The following is a 17,116-nucleotide window of genomic DNA, read 5'->3' as shown; positions in this document are numbered from 1 at the left end:
GTCAACTGAATGATACTGTCACTTTAGGCGCAACCTACCAAAGCCGCACCTATATGAGCAAGTTTGATAAATACAAAGGCTTGTTTGCAGAAAATGGTGACTTCGACATCCCCGCAACTTATGGTGTTGGCATTGCTGTAAAAGCAACTCCTGCACTTACCTTAGCGGCAGATGTGCAACGCATTGAATACAGTGACGTTGATTCCGTAGGCAACTCAATCAACAACTTGATTCTTAAAGGCAACCCGCTAGGTTCAAACAAAGGCCCAGGCTTTGCATGGCGCGATGTTACTGCGGTTAAGGTGGGTGCCAGCTATGCCTACAATGAAAACCTCACCTTACGCGCAGGCTACAACCACTCCACACAACCGATTCGCAAAAGCGAAACCTTATTCAACATTTTGGCGCCAGGCGTGGTTCAAGATCACTTAACACTTGGTGCAACTTGGGTACTGGATAGTAAGTCCGAGCTTTCCTTCTCCTATATTCACGCCTTTGAAGAAAAAGTTCGTGGTCCTAATGCAATTCCAGGAGGCTTTGGCGGTGGTGATGTCAACCTAAAAATGTATCAAGATTCATTGGGCATCGCCTACGGTTGGAAACTTTAATTTAAGTTATAATTTGTTCCTAAAGCCGCGCACATTTTGTGTGCGGCTTATTTTATTAAAAACGAATTTTAGTGCTAGCTAAATTAGCAACAGCCAAATTAAAGGGTAATCACAATTATGACGATTGACTGGAATAACTTTACTCCTTGGGCGGCGCTGGCTGGCGGTGTGCTAATTGGCATTTCGGCCTCGCTCTTTATATTGCTCAATGGTCGCATTGCGGGCATTACAGGCATCATCGGCGGCTTATTCAAAGCGGCTAAAGGTGATGCTAGTTGGCGTGTCGCTTTTACTTTAGGCTTAATTATTGCGCCAGCCGTTTGGCTGTTATTTGCCAAACTGCCTACCATTAAGATTGATTCAAATGTCGAACTGCTCATTATTGCGGGCCTAATAGTGGGTTATGGGGCGCGCCTTGGCTCTGGCTGCACCAGCGGCCATGGCGTTTGTGGCATTTCGCGCTTATCTCCACGCTCAATTGTTGCTACTCTAGCGTTTATGGGCACCGGCTTTTTGACCGTGTATATCACTCGCCACTTAATTGGGGCTTAATTCCATGGTGAAACAAACTAAAAAAAATACCAACCAAACGCTTGCACTTGCTTTCGCCTTATTTTCAGGACTTGTCTTTGGCTTTGGCTTAATACTGGCGGGCATGGCCAACCCAGCAAAAGTACTAGCTTTTCTTGATCTTGCGGGCCAATGGGATCCTTCACTTGGCTTGGTAATGGGTGGTGCAATCGCAGTCGGCATCATCGGTTTTAAATTAGCAAGCAGACGCAGTAAAAGCATATTAGGCTTACCAATTAACTTACCGACTTCACGTACTATTGATAATCGGCTGATTCTTGGCAGCTTGTTATTTGGCATTGGCTGGGGTTTAGTTGGCATTTGCCCAGCCCCTGCGTTTGTGTTGCTTGGCACAGGCAGTATTAAGGGCATTGTATTTCTGCTTGCTATGTTGGTTGGCATGGCCATTTTTGAAGTGTTTGATACCAAAAACAAGTAATGCTGCAATAAGTCGGTTTGCAAGTTCGCCGCCTGAACTCAAAATTAAGATAAAATGACGTTAGCTAGACTAGTTATTTAATTTTGTCATTCATCCCAAAATATTGAGTATCCATGTTCGATTTTTTCAAGAAAAAACCAGCCCCCTCTTTAACAGAAAATATTTCTGAGCCAACCGTTGCGCCGCAACCTACTATAGAAACACCGATAACCCAAACAATTGCGGCTATTCAAGCCCCAGAAGTTGAAAAATCACAAAGTTGGGCCGAGCGCTTAAAACAAAGCCTAAGCAAAACGCGTAAGCAACTTGGCAACCAGTTGGCCAGTTTGTTTGGTGGCGGTAAAATTGATGCCGAAGTTTACGAAGAATTAGAGATGATTCTGATTACGTCCGATGTAGGCGTAAATGCCACTAGAAACCTGTTAGATGACATTAAAAAACGCGTAAAAGCACAAAGTTTAGACGACACTGTGCAACTCAAAGCCGCACTCAAAACGGCAATGTCTGATTTACTTACCCCCTTACAACAACCTTTAGATACCAGCAAGCATAAGCCTTTCGTCATCATGCTGGCAGGTGTTAATGGTGCAGGAAAAACCACGTCTATTGGTAAACTCGCCAAGTATTTTCAAAGCCAAGGTAAAAGTGTACTGATTGCCGCAGGCGATACTTTTAGAGCCGCAGCCCGTGAACAGTTGCAAATTTGGGGTGAGCGTAATAATGTGCATGTGGTTGCTCAAACCAGTGGCGATGCCGCTGCGGTGATGTTTGATGCTATTCACTCCGCCATTGCAAAAAATATTGATATTGTATTGGCCGATACTGCTGGTCGTTTGCCGACACAAATGCATTTAATGGAGGAAATTGCCAAAGTTAAACGTGTGATGGATAAAGCCCTGCCGGGCGCACCGCATGAAGTATTGTTGGTGCTAGACGCCAATACTGGGCAAAACGCGGTATCGCAAGTTAAGATTTTCGATGATGCATTAGGCGTTACTGGCTTGGTCTTGAGCAAACTCGACGGCACGGCCAAAGGTGGTGTTATAGCCGCCATTGCTGAAGCGCGGCCGATTCCAATTCGTTTCATTGGCATCGGCGAAGCGATTGACGATTTACGGCCATTTAATGCCAGCGAGTTTATTGATGCGATGATTGATTGATGCCAAGTTAATGAGGACTGTGCTTTTAGCGATATAATCAACGCTAGCAAGTTCGTTATAAGCCTCAGAACACAATAAAGCAAAGCAATGATTAAATTTGACCATGTCACCAAGCGCTACCCTGGTAGCAACGAAGCACTGAGAGACGCCAGCTTTACAATTGAAGCTGGCGAGATGGTGTTTGTGACGGGGCATTCTGGCGCAGGTAAAAGTACTTTACTCAAGTTAATTGCAGCAATTGAACGGCCTACCAGCGGCACGGTGCTGGTGGCGAATCAAAATATTAGCAAACTGAAACCTTCAGCGACTCCATTCATGCGCAGGCGATTCGGCCTGATTTTTCAAGACCATAAACTGTTGTACGACAGGAATTGTTTTGAAAATGTAATTCTTCCTTTGCACATTAATGGCGTTAGTGGCACTGAAGCAGCGAAGCGTGTGCGTGCCGCCTTAGATAAAGTGGGCTTACTGAATAAAGAAAAAGCCATGCCGATCACCCTGTCAGGTGGCGAGCAACAACGATTAGCCATTGCGCGAGCAGTAGTGAGTAGACCTTCTATACTGATTGCAGATGAGCCAACGGGCAACTTAGATGCGAGCTATGCGGCCGACATTATGGATATTTTTCAGGCCTTTAATCAAGTCGGCGTCACCGTAATTGTTGCCACGCACGATGCGCTAGGCATGAGCGCTGTGCAGGGCCGGGTATTGCATTTGGACCACGGCATTCTAAAAGAGGGTGAGCGATTAACATCATGACAAACTGGCTCAACCAACATGTCCAAGCACTCCGACTGGTGCTAAATCGCATGCAATATAACAAGCTCTCAACTTTTATGATTAGCATAGTCATCGCCGTTGCCCTGTGCATACCAGGTTTGTTTTATTTAGGTGTGGACCATTTATCCAAATTTACCAATCACATGCAAAGTGAAACTGAGATTAGTCTTTTTCTAAAACTAGACTCTGATAAAGATGCTATCTCCGAGATTGAGACCGTTTTGGCAAAAAACGCTTCAATCAAGCACTATCATTTAGTGCCTAAGGCTCAGGCTTGGGAGGAACTTAAAAACAAAGCTGGAACCGGTCAGAAAAAAGAAAAGAACATCACCAGCTTAGACAAGAACCCATTGCCCGATGCATTTTTTATTCAGGCGAAATCAGCTGAGCCAGACGCGCTAGAATCTCTCAAAAATGAGCTGCAAAGTATTCCAGGAGTAGAGCATGCCTTATTGAATACTGATTGGGCTAAGCGACTATCCGCCATATTAGCGCTAGGTAAAAAAATTATTCTGTTTATCACCCTGCAGCTTGCCATCGCTTTGCTTGTGGTGATTGGAAATACCATCCGCATGCAAATACTCACGCAAAAAGACGAAATTGTGGTGAGCAAATTAATTGGTGCAACGAATAGCTTCATTCGCATTCCCTTCTTATATGCGGGTGTTTTATATGGCTTTTTTGGCGGGGTACTGACAGTTCTCCTATTAACTTTAGTGGTTAAATTGTTCAACGTATTCATAACCGAGCTATCAAGCTTATACAGTAGTGATTTCAGCTTACCGCTAGTCAATAGTCAATTATTCATAAGCATCATTGGCATTGCCATGCTCATTGGCTGGCTTGGCTCATACTTAGCCGTATCGCGCTCGATTGCTTCAATCAAAATCAGCTAAAAAACTAAACTTTTTCGTGTATTGCTAAACTATCAATACACGCTATTTCGTATCAGCAACTTTGGTGCATTTTCTCTGAGAGTTTGAAGTTGAACTAATTGAAAAACCCTCAATCCATCAACTAATATTTATATTAAGTGAGCGATAATGCGACCCCTAGCCCAAAGTATCTTGTTGTTTTTAATGTGCTCCAGCCTAAACACAAACGCTGAGCCCTCTCCTGAGCTTATTTATAACTTAAAAGGCACAATTGTTAAAATTCACACCGTGACAAACGCTGGCAGACAAGGTAGCGGTTCCGGTGTTGTGGTGGCCAAAAATTTAGTCGCAACCAATTGCCATGTGCTGGCCAATTCGGTTGGGGTCAACGTTGCAGCAATGGGGGAAACATACGCACCTGTAGGTGTAAGAGCAGATTGGAAGCATGATGTCTGTATCTTGCGCTTTGAGTTTTTACCTTTGAAACCCGTAATCTTTGCGGATAATGACCAACTTATTTATGAAGCCGCCACGTTCTCAGTGGGGTTTCCTGGTGGCGCTCCCAAACCATTAACCACCACAGGAAAAATTAAAGCACTCTATCCGCTTGATGGTGGGGTTGTGATTCGCACATCCGCCTCATTTCAAATGGGGGCGAGTGGTAGCCCTCTTTTTGACGAACAAGGCCACCTAATTGGCATGAACACCTTTAAAAGCCCTGGTGCAAATGGCTACTTTTACAATGTTCCCGCCAAATGGATTCAAACGGCCATCAAGTTACCTGAAACCAGTACGGTAATATTAGGAGATACGCCATTTTGGGATTTACCGCTTGAAAAGCGACCTTACTGGATGCAAGTCGTGTTGCCAATGCAGGCAGGTAAATGGGTTGATTTATTTACCGTCGCCACAGAATGGAACAAACACCAGCCAAACCAACCTGAAGCAATTTACTACCTTGCCTTAGCTGAAAAAAACTTAGGTAAAGTAACGCAAGCAAAAGCAAAATTTGAACAAGTGCTATCCCTCAACCCACAACACACCTCTAGCATACTGGCGCTTACCATCATCGCTAAAGAACAAGGATCCGCCATAGAGTTAAAAGACTTTAGTCAAAAGCTAAGCGTTTTAGATGAAGCCGCGCTGGAATCACTTAATCTAAACGCTAAATAAGATTGCCGCATTCCAATCAAACGCATCCTTATTTAGCATTACTAGAATTAAGCTTTACTAGACAATCATTTCAAGTATGGTGATTTCTGTAAGCCAATTTCTTTTGGAAAACTTAAATCACCCATAAAATTCTGAAATTCAAAAAATATGGAGTTATAGGTCCTGCATGTAACTCCATATTTATTTTCAAATTGTGAATTAATGTATGACTACGCCCCAAGGTAGTTGCCCTACTGGAATGTCAACAATATGCTTATTTTCAATTGTATCAATCACTGAAACGCTGTTGCTACGGCCATTAGCCACGTAGAGCTTTTTACCATCTGGGGTCAGCGCCATATTCCAAGGGCGCTTACCCGCCGGCACAGTGGCAATTACCGAGTTGGTGGTGGTGTCTATTACGCTAACATTACCATCTCCGCCATTACTAATATAAACACGGCTTCCGTCATGCGAAACTTTGACACCATTCGAACGTAGGCCGACAGGAATACGATGAAGTATTTCCCAATCACCTACAGAGACAACCTCAACTAAATTAGCAGCTTCATTTGCAATATAGGCTAATTTACCATTTGGCGTAAAACCTATGCCTCGTGGATGCTTAGTTGCCTTAATCAAATGTACCGATTGATGACTGGCAACGTCGTATACATCGACATCACCACTCTCTTCATTGCTCGCCAATAACCATTTACCATCAATCGAGAATTCACAATGTTCAGGATTTCTACCTTGCGTCTTGCTAGTATGTGTCACTTTAAATTTTTTCAAATCAACAAACGAAACGGCATTCTCTTCTTCTAAGCAGGCTGCAAGTGTTGAACCATCAGGTGAAATCGTAATGCCTTCAGGCTCATCACCAACTTTTATCAAGCGCTCTTGCTTGCCTTTTGCAAGGTCTACCATCGCCACTGCATTTTTATCTCGCACAACCACATATAGTTTTTTGCCATCTGGATCCATCGCAACCGCCTGGATTTTTTTTCCGAACGCTCCTTTTTTTGGTAAAGTATTCACGACCGTATCTGTTGCAGTATCAATCACGGAAACTGTTCCATCCTTCTCATTGGGTACATATGCATAGGCGCCAGCAAAAACTTGACTTCCGTAAGTTAAAGTAGCTGCTATTAAGATTACTCTGGATATTGTGCTGAATGGGCTAGTTTTGATTAAGTTCATCGTCAAATTACCTTATTTAGAATCTGTTACCCAACAAATTACTCAAGTTAGCCAGAGTGATTTTGCTAGATGTACATTAAAAAAAAACCAGAAGCCACTGGGGCGTCTGGCTTAAACACTTTGGAGAGTGATTAAGCATATCTTAGCCTTTGTCCACCGCCTTAGATACTTAGTTAATCCCAAAAAAACATAGGATAAATTCCCGATAGTGATAACCAAGCGGCTTTCTAAGGAAATGCACTCACAACCAACTTGCCTTCATTATCTTGAGTGGAAACTTGGACTTGCTGAACAGGCTGCTTAATTAATCCTAAGGGTAAATCAAACTCAAATTTCAAAGATGGATTTTCAGCTGTGCCAACGCCAAACAACACTTGCATCACAGGAATGTTATCAAATTTAATTTCGGAATTTTTAACAAAAAAAGCAGGTTTGGCTTGTTTGGTCTTAGCATCGGTTTGCAAACCCGTGTACATTGGATGCTTAATTTGCAAAGTAGCAGAGGCTGTTTCATGCAGTTTATACGGTGGATTAAGCTGAAATTTTATTACCCCAGCACTGGCGCGCACTGCCGTTTCATCTTCAGAAACTGCGCCTGCACATCCGCCACCCGCATTTACACGCGCGGTTGCCATCAACAAATGACCACTTTGTGTTTCGGCAATGGCGCGTATGTTGGAATCGCTATCTAATCGCACTCTGGTTGAAAGCGTAAGCTGATTAAAAACATTCGGGAATTTGTAAATTGCGGCCAGTGGTATTGGGTTAGCATCAATCAAAATATAGATGCTTTTAATTGCATCATTAGCCTGATTTTTTACTATCAGCGTTATAGGCACTTGCCCTGCATTTTCCGCGCCTAATGGTGCGCTGACCTGCATTAAAGCTGTGTTTTCAATTGGCCGCTGACTAAAAAAAGCTTCTTTTATCAAAGGCCAGTTTTTTTCTGACAATTCAGCGTGACATAGTCCATTTGCAGTAAAACCAAAGATAAATAGCCCTAATAGCAAAAAATTCTTTGGCTTTTTCATCAGCTATCTACTTCTCAATCGCCTTCTTAAAACCTACTGCCGCCGCATCATAAAGCTCATTTATTGCCTTATTCGCCGCTGGGTTATCGGCACCTGCCGGGGCTTCCATTGTATTGGCTTTATTATAGAAACGTGCAGTTAAAGTCACAACGGATTGTCCTGCGGATTTACCTGCTTTTACCTGTGCTACGGTGCGATAATTACTCACAGCAATTGTGCTATCTTTACCATCGACTAATTTATAGTCTAATTTCATTTCAGCGTCATTGGTTTCACGTAGCTTTTCTAAAAAAGTCGTGCCGTTTTTTAAGGTAACTAAGCGGTGTGGCAAGGTTTTATCAGATTCAGCATCTTTTCTATCTTCAAACTTCACATTGGTGACATCGGGATGCCATTTGCCAATCGCACCAAAATCTTTGAGTAAAGCCCAAGCTTTTGCTGGCTCGGTATTTACCTCGAACTCCTTCACAATTTTTTGGCCACTTGGCCCATGTGCCTGCGCTACTAACGGCAAGAGGCATAACAAAGCTAATATTGCTAACAATTTCTTCATTCGAATGATTCCTTTATTAAAAACTTTATAAACTATTGTGCTTCAATCACTTTTTTTAGATTTGGCAAGCCTGCATCAAACACACCTTCAACGGCCTTTACAGCTGTTTCGTTGTCCTCGCCTGGTTTAGGGTGCACGTCATTCGCCTTGTTATAAAAACGGCCTGTCCAAGTAACAGTCGACTCTCCTGCTGCTGGGCCAGCTTTTACAGTCATCACTGCGCGATAGCCGCTCACGGGCAATACGCCCTCTACAATTTTGTATTCCAGCTTCATCTCTGCATCTGAATTGATGGTTTGTTTTTCTAAAATAGTACCGCCACCTTTTAATGTGAGTAGGCGGTGCAATAATGGTGTACCAGTCTCATCCGCTTTTGTCTCAGTGCTTGTACTTTCAACCGCTGGATGCCATTTATGCAAACCACCAAAATCTTTAACCACTGCCCAAACTTTTGCAGGTTCAGCTTTTATGACGACTTCACGAATTACTTTTTGCTGACTCGGTGCATTCGCAGCACTGGCAGACAATGGTAATAACAAGGCAGCGGATAAAAATAATGATAAAAATTTCATACGACATCACTCCTAAAAAAATAAAAAAAGACCACGGAAACTGAAAACTAATTTTTTTCTAAAACACTCTTTAAACCTTGTAACCCTGCGCCATAGAATGCATTGACCGCAGCAATTGCAGTAGCATCATCCTCTCCTGCTGGGGCCTGCATGGCATTAGCCTTATTATTAAAACGTCCCACCCATGTCACTAAGCTTTCACCATCAGCAGTACTTGGTTTAATGGTAATTGCGTCGGAGTAGTTACTCACAGCAAAGTCGCCTTCCAGCATTACCACCCCCAACTTCATTTCGTCCGACTGTGTTTCTCGTTGCTTCTCACTCAAGCTTCCACCACTCTTTAATTTGAGGGTGCGAAAAAGCGCATCTTTTCCATTTGTATCAGGTTTACTTTCCACAACAACTGCCACCACACCAGGATGCCATTTCTGCATTGCGCCAAAATCACTTAATAGGGCCCAAATCTTGGCTGGCTCGGCTTTAATGACAATCTCTTTTGTGACTTTTTGAGGACTAGGTCCACAAGCCATTGCCGACAGTGGCATTAGAAATAAGACCAAAGTGGCAATACGAAAATATTTCATTTTGAATTGCCAATCATTGGGTTACCAATAAATTGTCCAAATGCACGGCTTTTTGAAGCGGTAGCGACACTGCCAATTTTCTTAAGTGTTTTGGCATCAATCACATTGATTTCATCGTCCATCCAACTCGCTACAATCACGCGGTTATTCTTGGCATCGAAATCAATGCCTTCAGGAAAGCCACCTGTTGGAATCGTTTCAATCACTTTTTGCAATTTGGTATCAATCACCGAAACACTATCCGCGCCTGTATTGGTAACGTAGGCACGCGTGCCATCAGTGTTGGTCACTACGCAATAGGGATGCTCACCCACTTTAATCGTGGCGGTGACCTTATCACTACGCGTATCGATGATGGAAACGGAGTTGCTTTCCACATTCACCACAAATAAATTCCGGCCATCACCACCCAGCGCCATGCCAAATGGGTGTTTGCCGACAGCAATTTTATTCACAACCTTGAGTGTGCGAATATCAATAACGCCCACTTCATTGCTATCACGGTTAGCCACGTACAAACTGGCCCCTTCGCGACTAACCACCATGCCTGCTGGAGCCTTACCCATAGAGACTTCTTGATAATGTTTACCCGCGTCGACTTCTAAAACTTTGCTGGTATCAAACACGAAAATATGGTCTTGAAACCAATCGGCCACAAATAATTTTGAAGCATCTTTGCTCAGTGTGACGCCAACGGGAGCAATCGATAATTTAATTTCACCTATAGCTTTATTGGTGACTATGTCAATGATAGTAATTGAGCGACTCTCCACATTTGTCACATACAAGTGGTTTTGAAAATGGTCAATCGCCACGCCAACAGGGGCTTTGCCTGTGGGAATGGTAGCTGTCACCTTCTGTGTAGCCAAATCCACTACCGTAACCGTATCTGCACCTTGGTTGGTAATGTAAGCAAAGGGTTCTGCCTGCACATGACAACTTAGTAAAACAAAAAATGTTGATAGTGCGAGTTTATACATATTAATTAAGCCTCAATAAATTAGCCGTTAAAAAAACCTTGATGTAACAAACGCCACACCAAGGCTATCATTTCAACGTCTAACTATTCGGTTAGTTTACCCATTACCAACTAATATTTTTAGCGTCACCACGGAAGTTGCCGCGGATGAAGTAAATAACCCTCCACAAATCATCTTCTGTTTTCAATATTTTGCCATGTGGGGGCATTGGACCCACTACATTTTCACGGCCTTTACGTGTATAGCCTTGTTTTTGTAACTCATCACTACCTAAAGCCACTAAGCGAAATAACGTGTCATCATCTGCTCCATATACCCAAGTTTCGTTTGAAAGTGGTGGACACATACCTCCGCCGCCATTACCTCCGTGGCATCCATTGCAACTTACACTCATGTATTTCTTCTTGCCTGCTTCAACTAACGCTGGGTCCATCGTCTTATAAGAGTATGGATTTTTTAATGTACCTTTAGCCGCCGCCATTGCCACATCATGGGGAGATTTATCTGAACCTAAAGCTGGAATTTCAGCAGCAGTAGATTTTTTCTTTTGTTCAGGTAATCTAAAACCATCTGCACCCACAGCTGGCTCTGCAGCAGGTGCTACGTCCGTAGCAGCAACAATGACTTTGTTACCAACCTCAGAATTATTAGTGCCTGCGTTGCAAGCAGCAATAAAAGCAATACTCAAAATGGCAACAAGGCCAGCATTACGGAATTTCATTTTAAAACCTCTCAATTAATTTAACCAAAAACTTACAACTATTAAGGTACAACCACTAACACGTCATTTAACGCTGACTAGCTTCTTTTGAATGACGGAGTAAATCCTAATAAATCATAGGATTTACTCCCAAAGATACGTTTGAAATGGAATTGACGGGAACTACTGATGATTTCATATCTTTTTAGCATCTTGCAATTGCGCTAAAGCCTTTTTAGCATCATTTTCTTTTGCCAGCATCAATGCAGTTTTACCCTCATCATCTTTTAGCTCAGGATTAGCCCCAGACTTTAACAGCAATGAAACAATCATGTCTTGGTCGCCAAAAGCCGCAATCATCAAGGGGGTTACGCCACCTGCATTTTTTGCATTAGGATTCGCCTTGTATTGCAACAATGTTTGCGCCAAGGTCTGATTGCCCTTTTTAACTGCAAGCATCAATGCGTTATATTTTGCGCTACCCATCGCAAAGTCTGGATTCGCATTATTATCAAGCATCGCTACAGCTGCATTAGCTTTATTGTCAAACACTGCCATTGCTAAGGCGGTCATGTTATCTTTATTAACCAAATTAAAATTAGCCTTGTGCTTACCAAGCAACCTGAAAATTTTAGGCTCATTTGATCGTACCGCATGCATAGCGGCCGTCCAACCATCATTATCTTGTGCATCTGGATTTGCATTATATTCGAGCAAACCGTTCATCACACTTAAATCGCCCCCTTTTGCTGCAACCATCAATGGTGTTTGACCTTCAGTATCTTTTGCATTAATTTTAGCGCCACGTTTTAACAAATATTCGATACGCACCGAGTCTCTAGCGATAGTAGCATTATGCAACTCTTGCTCTAAAGTTGAGCCCTGCTTTAGTGCCTCATCAATCAATCCTGGCAACAATGCAGGGGCAGACTGCTTTGGAATGAGTGCTGATTGTGCTGTTTTAATACGCGGTTTATAAGCCCCGTGTGAAGGTAAATCGCCCGAAACGACACACTCATCGCATTTAACCAGTGGAACGCCATACTCATCTAAAACTTTTTTTATTTTATCCTTCTCTTTTAGCATGACAGCTTCAATAGCCGCTTTTAAATCTTTAGCATTTTTGCGCATCCCAATCGACAGCCCAAACTCAAGCGGCATGTTATCTTCCATTAAGTTCACTGGCACAACGGTAATAGGTGCGCTTTTCTTAGACTTATACCAACCTGCATAGGGCCCCCAAACGGCTGCCACATCAGATTCACCGTCTATCATCTGTTGCACAATCATGTGCGGTGCTCGGTTAGGTTGCAAATCGGCATCGTGTGAAATAGAACGCACGATGGAGTTAGCCCGATTAAATCCATGTTCCTGTAATACCGTACGAATCGCTGAATGTTGGAATACGCCAACTTTGTACTCATTGAGCAACTTAGCGTCATCCAATGATTTAATTGCTATGCCTTTGTCACTTCTGTGCGCCAGCACAAACGTGCTTTTGTACACGGGCATCGTCGTCATCATGCGCTCATCATCTGGCGACATGTCCATCAAAATATCACACTCGTTGTTATCAAAAGTTTGACGGGTTAGTCCGCGCTCTAAATAGGGGCGATAAAAATAGCTAGTGTGTGTGCCCATGCCTTCAGCAATAATCGTAGCAATTTTATTTTCAAAACCTTCCCCTTTGTCACTAGATAGTGGCATATTGCCTGGATCAGCACAGATTCGGAGTGAGCCCATTTTTTTGATGGATGCTGGTACTGCAACACCGACTGCTTCATCGGGTGTTGTTTGGTCCATTTTTTCCGACATTACTGGCATTGACAAAATTGACAAAGCAAAAGCAACTGCATAAGTCATTTTTTTTAAACTTGCTTGGTTCAGCATCACAGATTAACCTCATATTTTTAATATCGATATTGAAAGATAATGTTATTTAATTACAAATAAAGCTTTAAATTGTAATTTTAACTACACATTAAGAGAAGTTTTTAAATTAAAAAGTTCAGTTATTTTCTTATAAAATCACAAAAGAACTTATCTAATTACAATCCCTGTATCGCTACAAAATGATTGCCATTAAATAAAACCTTTAGCATAGAAAAAGCAGGCAACGCTTAACGTCACCTGCTTATTTTTACTTACATTACTTGCGAACTAAAATTAATTAACACGGAATGTAAACAATGTACCGCCTTGAGGAATCTTATCGAGACCAGTTGCTTTCGCCATCGCAGTTGCACCGATTGCGCCGTACTTATCTTCCATGTCAAGACCCGCTGTCACAGGTAAACCAATCCAGCCGCCGATACCTGTCCATACAGACACGTATTGCTTGCCTTTGATTTTGTAAGTAATTGGGTTACCAATGATGCCTGAAGCTAATTTACGGCTCCACACCACTTTACCTGATTTACGATCAACCGCACGGAAATCACCGCCCAATGAACCGTAGAAAGCTAGGCCGCCGTCAGTAACCAACACACCGCTCCAGTTTGGATATGGATCAGACACTTCCCAGATTGTTTTACCAGTCACTACGTCGAATTTCTTCAACTTACCAGTAACGCCTGGTTTTTCTGGGTACATATACACGTTAGCAAACACGTAAACAGTACCTTGTTGTGTGTGCGTACGCTCTTGTGGCTCATCTTCCATGCACCAGTTATTGGTTGGTACGTAGAACACATTTGGCTCTTTAGGATCAACCGCTGCTGGCTGTTGGTCTTTACCACCCATTGCAGATGGACAAGCTTGCGTGTTTACATCACGTGCAAAAGGTGAGTGCTCTTTCACTTTTACAGGACGGCCAGTTTTTAAGTCCACTTTCTCTGCCCAGTTTACTGTTACAAATTTGTGCGCACGTAGCAAAGTACCATCTTTACGGTCTAACACATAAGCAAAGCCGTTACGGTCAAAGTTCACTAACGCATCGTGTTTTTTGCCGTCAACGCTTAAGTTGTCAACTAAGATATTTTCGTTCACACCATCGTAATCCCATTGGTCAAATGGTGTTTTTTGGTATGCCCAAACCATTTCGCCCGTGTCGATTTTACGAGCCATAATAGTCATAGACCACTTGTTATCGTATTTACCAACATTGGTTTTTGGATCAACTGTGTTACATACTTCGTGAGTCAAGTTTGCACCTGTTTCACCACAACGGTATGCTGGAGACCAGTGACCTGGGTTGCCTGTACCTGCGTACATAATACGCAATTTAGGATCATAGCTAAACCATGCCCATGGAGAACCACCACCAATTTTCCACTCATCGCCTGGGTAAGTTAAACCCGTATTTTGACCATATAGACCATAGTGCGGATTGGCCTTATTGGTATCTGGGGTCAAGCAAAGGTCTTTATCTGAACCTGTACTATGACATTTCCAAACTTCTTTACCTGTTTTTAAATCATAAGCAACAGTACGGCCACGTGCAGCAAATTCATCGCCACCAAAACCAGCTACTACTAAACCTTCCGCTACCATCGCTGGTCCTGAATGCGTTTCGCCTTTTTCTGGGTAAGCGTGTTTAGTCACCCAAATTTCTTTACCTGTGGTTGCATCCAGAGCAATCAAGAAACCATCTAATGTGTGGAAAACCACTTTACCATCAGCGTAGTTCAAACCACGGTTGATGGTATCGCAACATGCACGAGGCACTGCAGATTCATCACGGTCAGATTTTTTAGTATAGTTCCAGATTTGTTTTGGTTGATCAGGATTTGATAAATCCAACGCCTGAACAATATTTGGCCAACCTGAAACCATGTACATCATTGGCTTGCCATTGTGTTCAACCACCACTGGCTGACCTTCATGTCCACGTAATGTACCTGAAGATTGCGACCAGATCATTTGTAAGTTTTTAACGTTACCAACATTAATATCTTTTAAAGTACTGTGGCGATGCAATGCCAAGTTTTGGCCTGGTGCCGCCCATAGATTGTGATCTTTACTACGCTTAATAATTTCTTCGTTTGCTGATGCTTGCCCAACCATGCCGACTAATGCGACGGTGCTGAGAGCTGCAAACATGGATTTAAATGTCCAATGCTGTTTCATACATCCTCCGTTGTTGTAAGAATTCACCTGTTTCCGTAATAGCTTGTGTAACTAAAACGTTACAAAATATTACAAAACAGCGTGGGAGAACTATATGCCTACCAATTAACTTGCGAGTGAGAATAAATCCTTTTGTTGACTGGGATATTCTCCCGTTGTTTTTGGGAAATAAAATTTTATATGCAAAATTCACTTGTAAAACCCAGTAAATACGCAATCCAAATAGCACTTTAGAAACTTTAATCGATTACTTGCGAAAAATATCGGGAGGTTTTCCCGCATAACCTCGTGATAATCACCATTGCATATATTCTACGAACAACACAATCTTGCTATCTGAATTTTTTACATTGAAAATGCAATGCCACTTCAAACCAAGCCAATCATTACTCAAGGCGGTTTTTTACGCAAAATCGGGCTGGATTTCATTTGGGTCCCAGTCGCTTTTATATTCACCTACGCCATTTCAAGCTATCTCAATATTGCTGATGAGTTTTATGATTGGGCAAGCCTATATGAAAAAAGTATTGATATTGACGAGCTATTGCCCGCCTTGCTCGCCAGCTTAATGGCCTTGCTCTGGTTTGCAAATCGCCGTACCAATGAGTCTAGAATCTTGATTAAGAAAAATCATGCTTTACTACAACGTATACTTGAAGTACAGGAAGATGAACGAAAGCGAATAGCGCGTGATTTGCACGATGATTTAGGGCAATACCTCAGTGCGATTAAAGCGCAAGCCATCAGTTTGCAATATGACTCCAGCAATGTTGAAGATACCCAACTGACCTTAAAGCGCATTATATCAAGCGCCAACCATGCATTTGATGCAGCTAGGAATATGATACGCTCGCTCCGACCTGTTGCTTTAGATGATTTAGGTTTATCTGCAGCCTTAGAGCATTTAATTGACACTTGGCAATCAATCAATATAAATCCAAAAGCACATGAACCCCAAGCATTTCAAGAACCGAAAGTTGAGTCGACACATTATCAGCTACATATTCACAACCCAATCGATGGTTTTCATGAAAAAATTAACATTGCATTATTTAGAATCGTGCAAGAAGCTCTAACCAATATTGCCAAACACGCGAAGGCTAAAAATGTCAGCATCACCATCACGCACGAAAAGCCCTACTTAACCATTGCCATTGCTGACGATGGTGTCGGTTTTGATAAAGGCACACCTGCTATTGGTTACGGACTACTTGGCATTGCAGAGCGAGCTGAAGTATTGGGTGGCACCCTAGATATTTCTAGCCAATTAAATATAGGCACCACACTCACCATACAACTAGAAGTTGACTGAAAATGAAAAACTCTACCCCAGTAAAAGTCTATTTAGTGGATGACCACGCCGTGGTACGCGAAGGCTACAAACACTTGCTTGAGAAGGCTAACATTCAAGTAGTGGCCGAAGCTGAAAGCGGCGAACAAGCATTTGATAACTTCGACCAACTCAAAGTAGATGTAATTGTCATGGATCTCTCCATGCCAGGTGTAGGCGGTATCGAAACCATCAAAAAAATAGTTTCAAAAGATAAGCGCGCCAGAATACTAGCATTCAGCATGCATGACGATGTGGTATTTAGTGCACGCGCTATGCAAGCAGGTGCTAAGGGCTATGTAACAAAATCCTGCGCACCCAGTGTGCTAGTAGAGGCGGTATTTGCAGTTGCAAACAATAAAAAATACCTCAGTCTGGATGTTGCAAAAAAAATCACCTCACAAAATTTAGAAGCTGAAGACTCTATTTTGAACAATCTAAGCCAGCGAGAATTTGAAGTCTTTCAAATGCTGGCTAAAGGACTCACCCTAGAAGAAATAGCAAAATTAAT

At 42.5% G+C, this 17,116-nt stretch carries 18 protein-coding genes; 9 read left to right on the top strand and 9 right to left on the bottom strand.

Features of this window, described 5'->3' with window-relative positions; genetic code table 11:
* The 7 genes from HOO90_RS05450 to HOO90_RS05420 form a co-directional block, all read left to right on the top strand.
* A partial coding sequence (locus tag HOO90_RS05450; RefSeq protein WP_292840466.1) for an outer membrane protein transport protein occupies window positions 1-608 on the top strand: 608 nt, incomplete at its 5' end.
* Window positions 609-725: 117 nt separating this feature from the next.
* On the top strand, window positions 726-1,160 hold the full coding sequence (locus tag HOO90_RS05445) for a YeeE/YedE thiosulfate transporter family protein (protein WP_292840463.1): 435 nt from the start codon (window positions 726-728) through the stop codon (window positions 1,158-1,160).
* A 4-nt stretch (window positions 1,161-1,164) separates the two neighbouring features.
* Window positions 1,165-1,617: a YeeE/YedE family protein gene (locus HOO90_RS05440; protein WP_292840460.1), complete on the top strand. Its 453-nt coding sequence runs from the start codon at window positions 1,165-1,167 to the stop codon at window positions 1,615-1,617.
* A 113-nt stretch (window positions 1,618-1,730) separates the two neighbouring features.
* Entirely contained in the window at window positions 1,731-2,777 is a 1,047-nt protein-coding gene (gene ftsY / locus HOO90_RS05435; RefSeq protein ID WP_292840457.1) for a signal recognition particle-docking protein FtsY, read from the top strand.
* An 87-nt stretch (window positions 2,778-2,864) separates the two neighbouring features.
* Window positions 2,865-3,536 (top strand): cell division ATP-binding protein FtsE, encoded by a 672-nt coding sequence (gene ftsE / locus HOO90_RS05430; RefSeq protein WP_292840454.1) that lies wholly within the window; start codon window positions 2,865-2,867, stop codon window positions 3,534-3,536.
* On the top strand, window positions 3,533-4,453 hold the full coding sequence (gene ftsX, locus HOO90_RS05425) for a permease-like cell division protein FtsX (RefSeq protein ID WP_292840452.1): 921 nt from the start codon (window positions 3,533-3,535) through the stop codon (window positions 4,451-4,453). Before ftsE ends, ftsX begins: the two co-directional genes overlap by 4 nt.
* A gap of 267 nt (window positions 4,454-4,720) precedes the next feature.
* On the top strand, window positions 4,721-5,605 hold the full coding sequence (locus tag HOO90_RS05420; RefSeq protein ID WP_292840449.1) for a serine protease: 885 nt from the start codon (window positions 4,721-4,723) through the stop codon (window positions 5,603-5,605).
* A gap of 198 nt (window positions 5,606-5,803) precedes the next feature.
* On the opposite strand, the gene HOO90_RS05415 is transcribed toward HOO90_RS05420, so the two are convergent.
* The 9 genes from HOO90_RS05415 to HOO90_RS05375 form a co-directional block, all read right to left on the bottom strand.
* Window positions 5,804-6,787 (bottom strand): beta-propeller fold lactonase family protein, encoded by a 984-nt coding sequence (locus HOO90_RS05415; RefSeq protein ID WP_292840446.1) that lies wholly within the window; start codon window positions 6,785-6,787, stop codon window positions 5,804-5,806.
* A 227-nt stretch (window positions 6,788-7,014) separates the two neighbouring features.
* Window positions 7,015-7,818, bottom strand: a complete 804-nt coding sequence (locus HOO90_RS05410) for a quinoprotein dehydrogenase-associated SoxYZ-like carrier (protein WP_292840443.1) — start codon at window positions 7,816-7,818, stop codon at window positions 7,015-7,017.
* Between the two features lie 7 nt (window positions 7,819-7,825).
* Entirely contained in the window at window positions 7,826-8,371 is a 546-nt protein-coding gene (locus HOO90_RS05405) for an SRPBCC family protein (RefSeq protein ID WP_292840440.1), read from the bottom strand.
* 32 nt (window positions 8,372-8,403) lie between these two features.
* On the bottom strand, window positions 8,404-8,943 hold the full coding sequence (locus tag HOO90_RS05400) for an SRPBCC family protein (protein ID WP_292840437.1): 540 nt from the start codon (window positions 8,941-8,943) through the stop codon (window positions 8,404-8,406).
* Window positions 8,944-8,990: 47 nt separating this feature from the next.
* The gene (locus tag HOO90_RS05395) at window positions 8,991-9,527 is read right to left on the bottom strand and encodes an SRPBCC family protein (RefSeq protein WP_292840434.1); all 537 of its coding nucleotides are present in this window, start codon (window positions 9,525-9,527) and stop codon (window positions 8,991-8,993) included.
* Window positions 9,524-10,507, bottom strand: a complete 984-nt coding sequence (locus HOO90_RS05390; protein ID WP_292840431.1) for a YncE family protein — start codon at window positions 10,505-10,507, stop codon at window positions 9,524-9,526. The genes HOO90_RS05395 and HOO90_RS05390 overlap by 4 nt, the downstream gene beginning before the upstream one ends.
* Window positions 10,508-10,610: 103 nt before the next feature.
* On the bottom strand, window positions 10,611-11,228 hold the full coding sequence (locus tag HOO90_RS05385) for a c-type cytochrome (protein WP_292840428.1): 618 nt from the start codon (window positions 11,226-11,228) through the stop codon (window positions 10,611-10,613).
* 174 nt (window positions 11,229-11,402) lie between these two features.
* Window positions 11,403-13,097, bottom strand: a complete 1,695-nt coding sequence (locus HOO90_RS05380; protein ID WP_292840426.1) for a quinoprotein dehydrogenase-associated putative ABC transporter substrate-binding protein — start codon at window positions 13,095-13,097, stop codon at window positions 11,403-11,405.
* Between the two features lie 276 nt (window positions 13,098-13,373).
* Window positions 13,374-15,275 carry a PQQ-dependent dehydrogenase, methanol/ethanol family gene (locus tag HOO90_RS05375; protein WP_292840423.1) on the bottom strand — a complete coding sequence of 634 codons (1,902 nt, stop codon included), beginning with the start codon at window positions 15,273-15,275 and terminating at the stop codon, window positions 13,374-13,376.
* A gap of 361 nt (window positions 15,276-15,636) precedes the next feature.
* Between HOO90_RS05375 and HOO90_RS05370 the strand changes: the two genes are divergently transcribed.
* Both HOO90_RS05370 and HOO90_RS05365 read left to right on the top strand, forming a co-directional pair.
* Complete coding sequence (locus tag HOO90_RS05370; RefSeq protein WP_292840420.1) at window positions 15,637-16,587, top strand: sensor histidine kinase; 951 nt, start codon at window positions 15,637-15,639, stop codon at window positions 16,585-16,587.
* Window positions 16,588-16,589: 2 nt separating this feature from the next.
* Window positions 16,590-17,116 (top strand): response regulator transcription factor (locus HOO90_RS05365; RefSeq protein WP_292840417.1); only part of this gene is annotated, 527 nt, incomplete at its 3' end.

Source organism: Methylotenera sp., from assembly GCF_013141425.1.
In the GTDB taxonomy this organism is placed as follows: Bacteria; Pseudomonadota; Gammaproteobacteria; order Burkholderiales; family Methylophilaceae; genus Methylotenera.
Note: the sequence above shows the minus strand (reverse complement) of the source record. Positions and strands in the feature narration are given on the sequence as shown.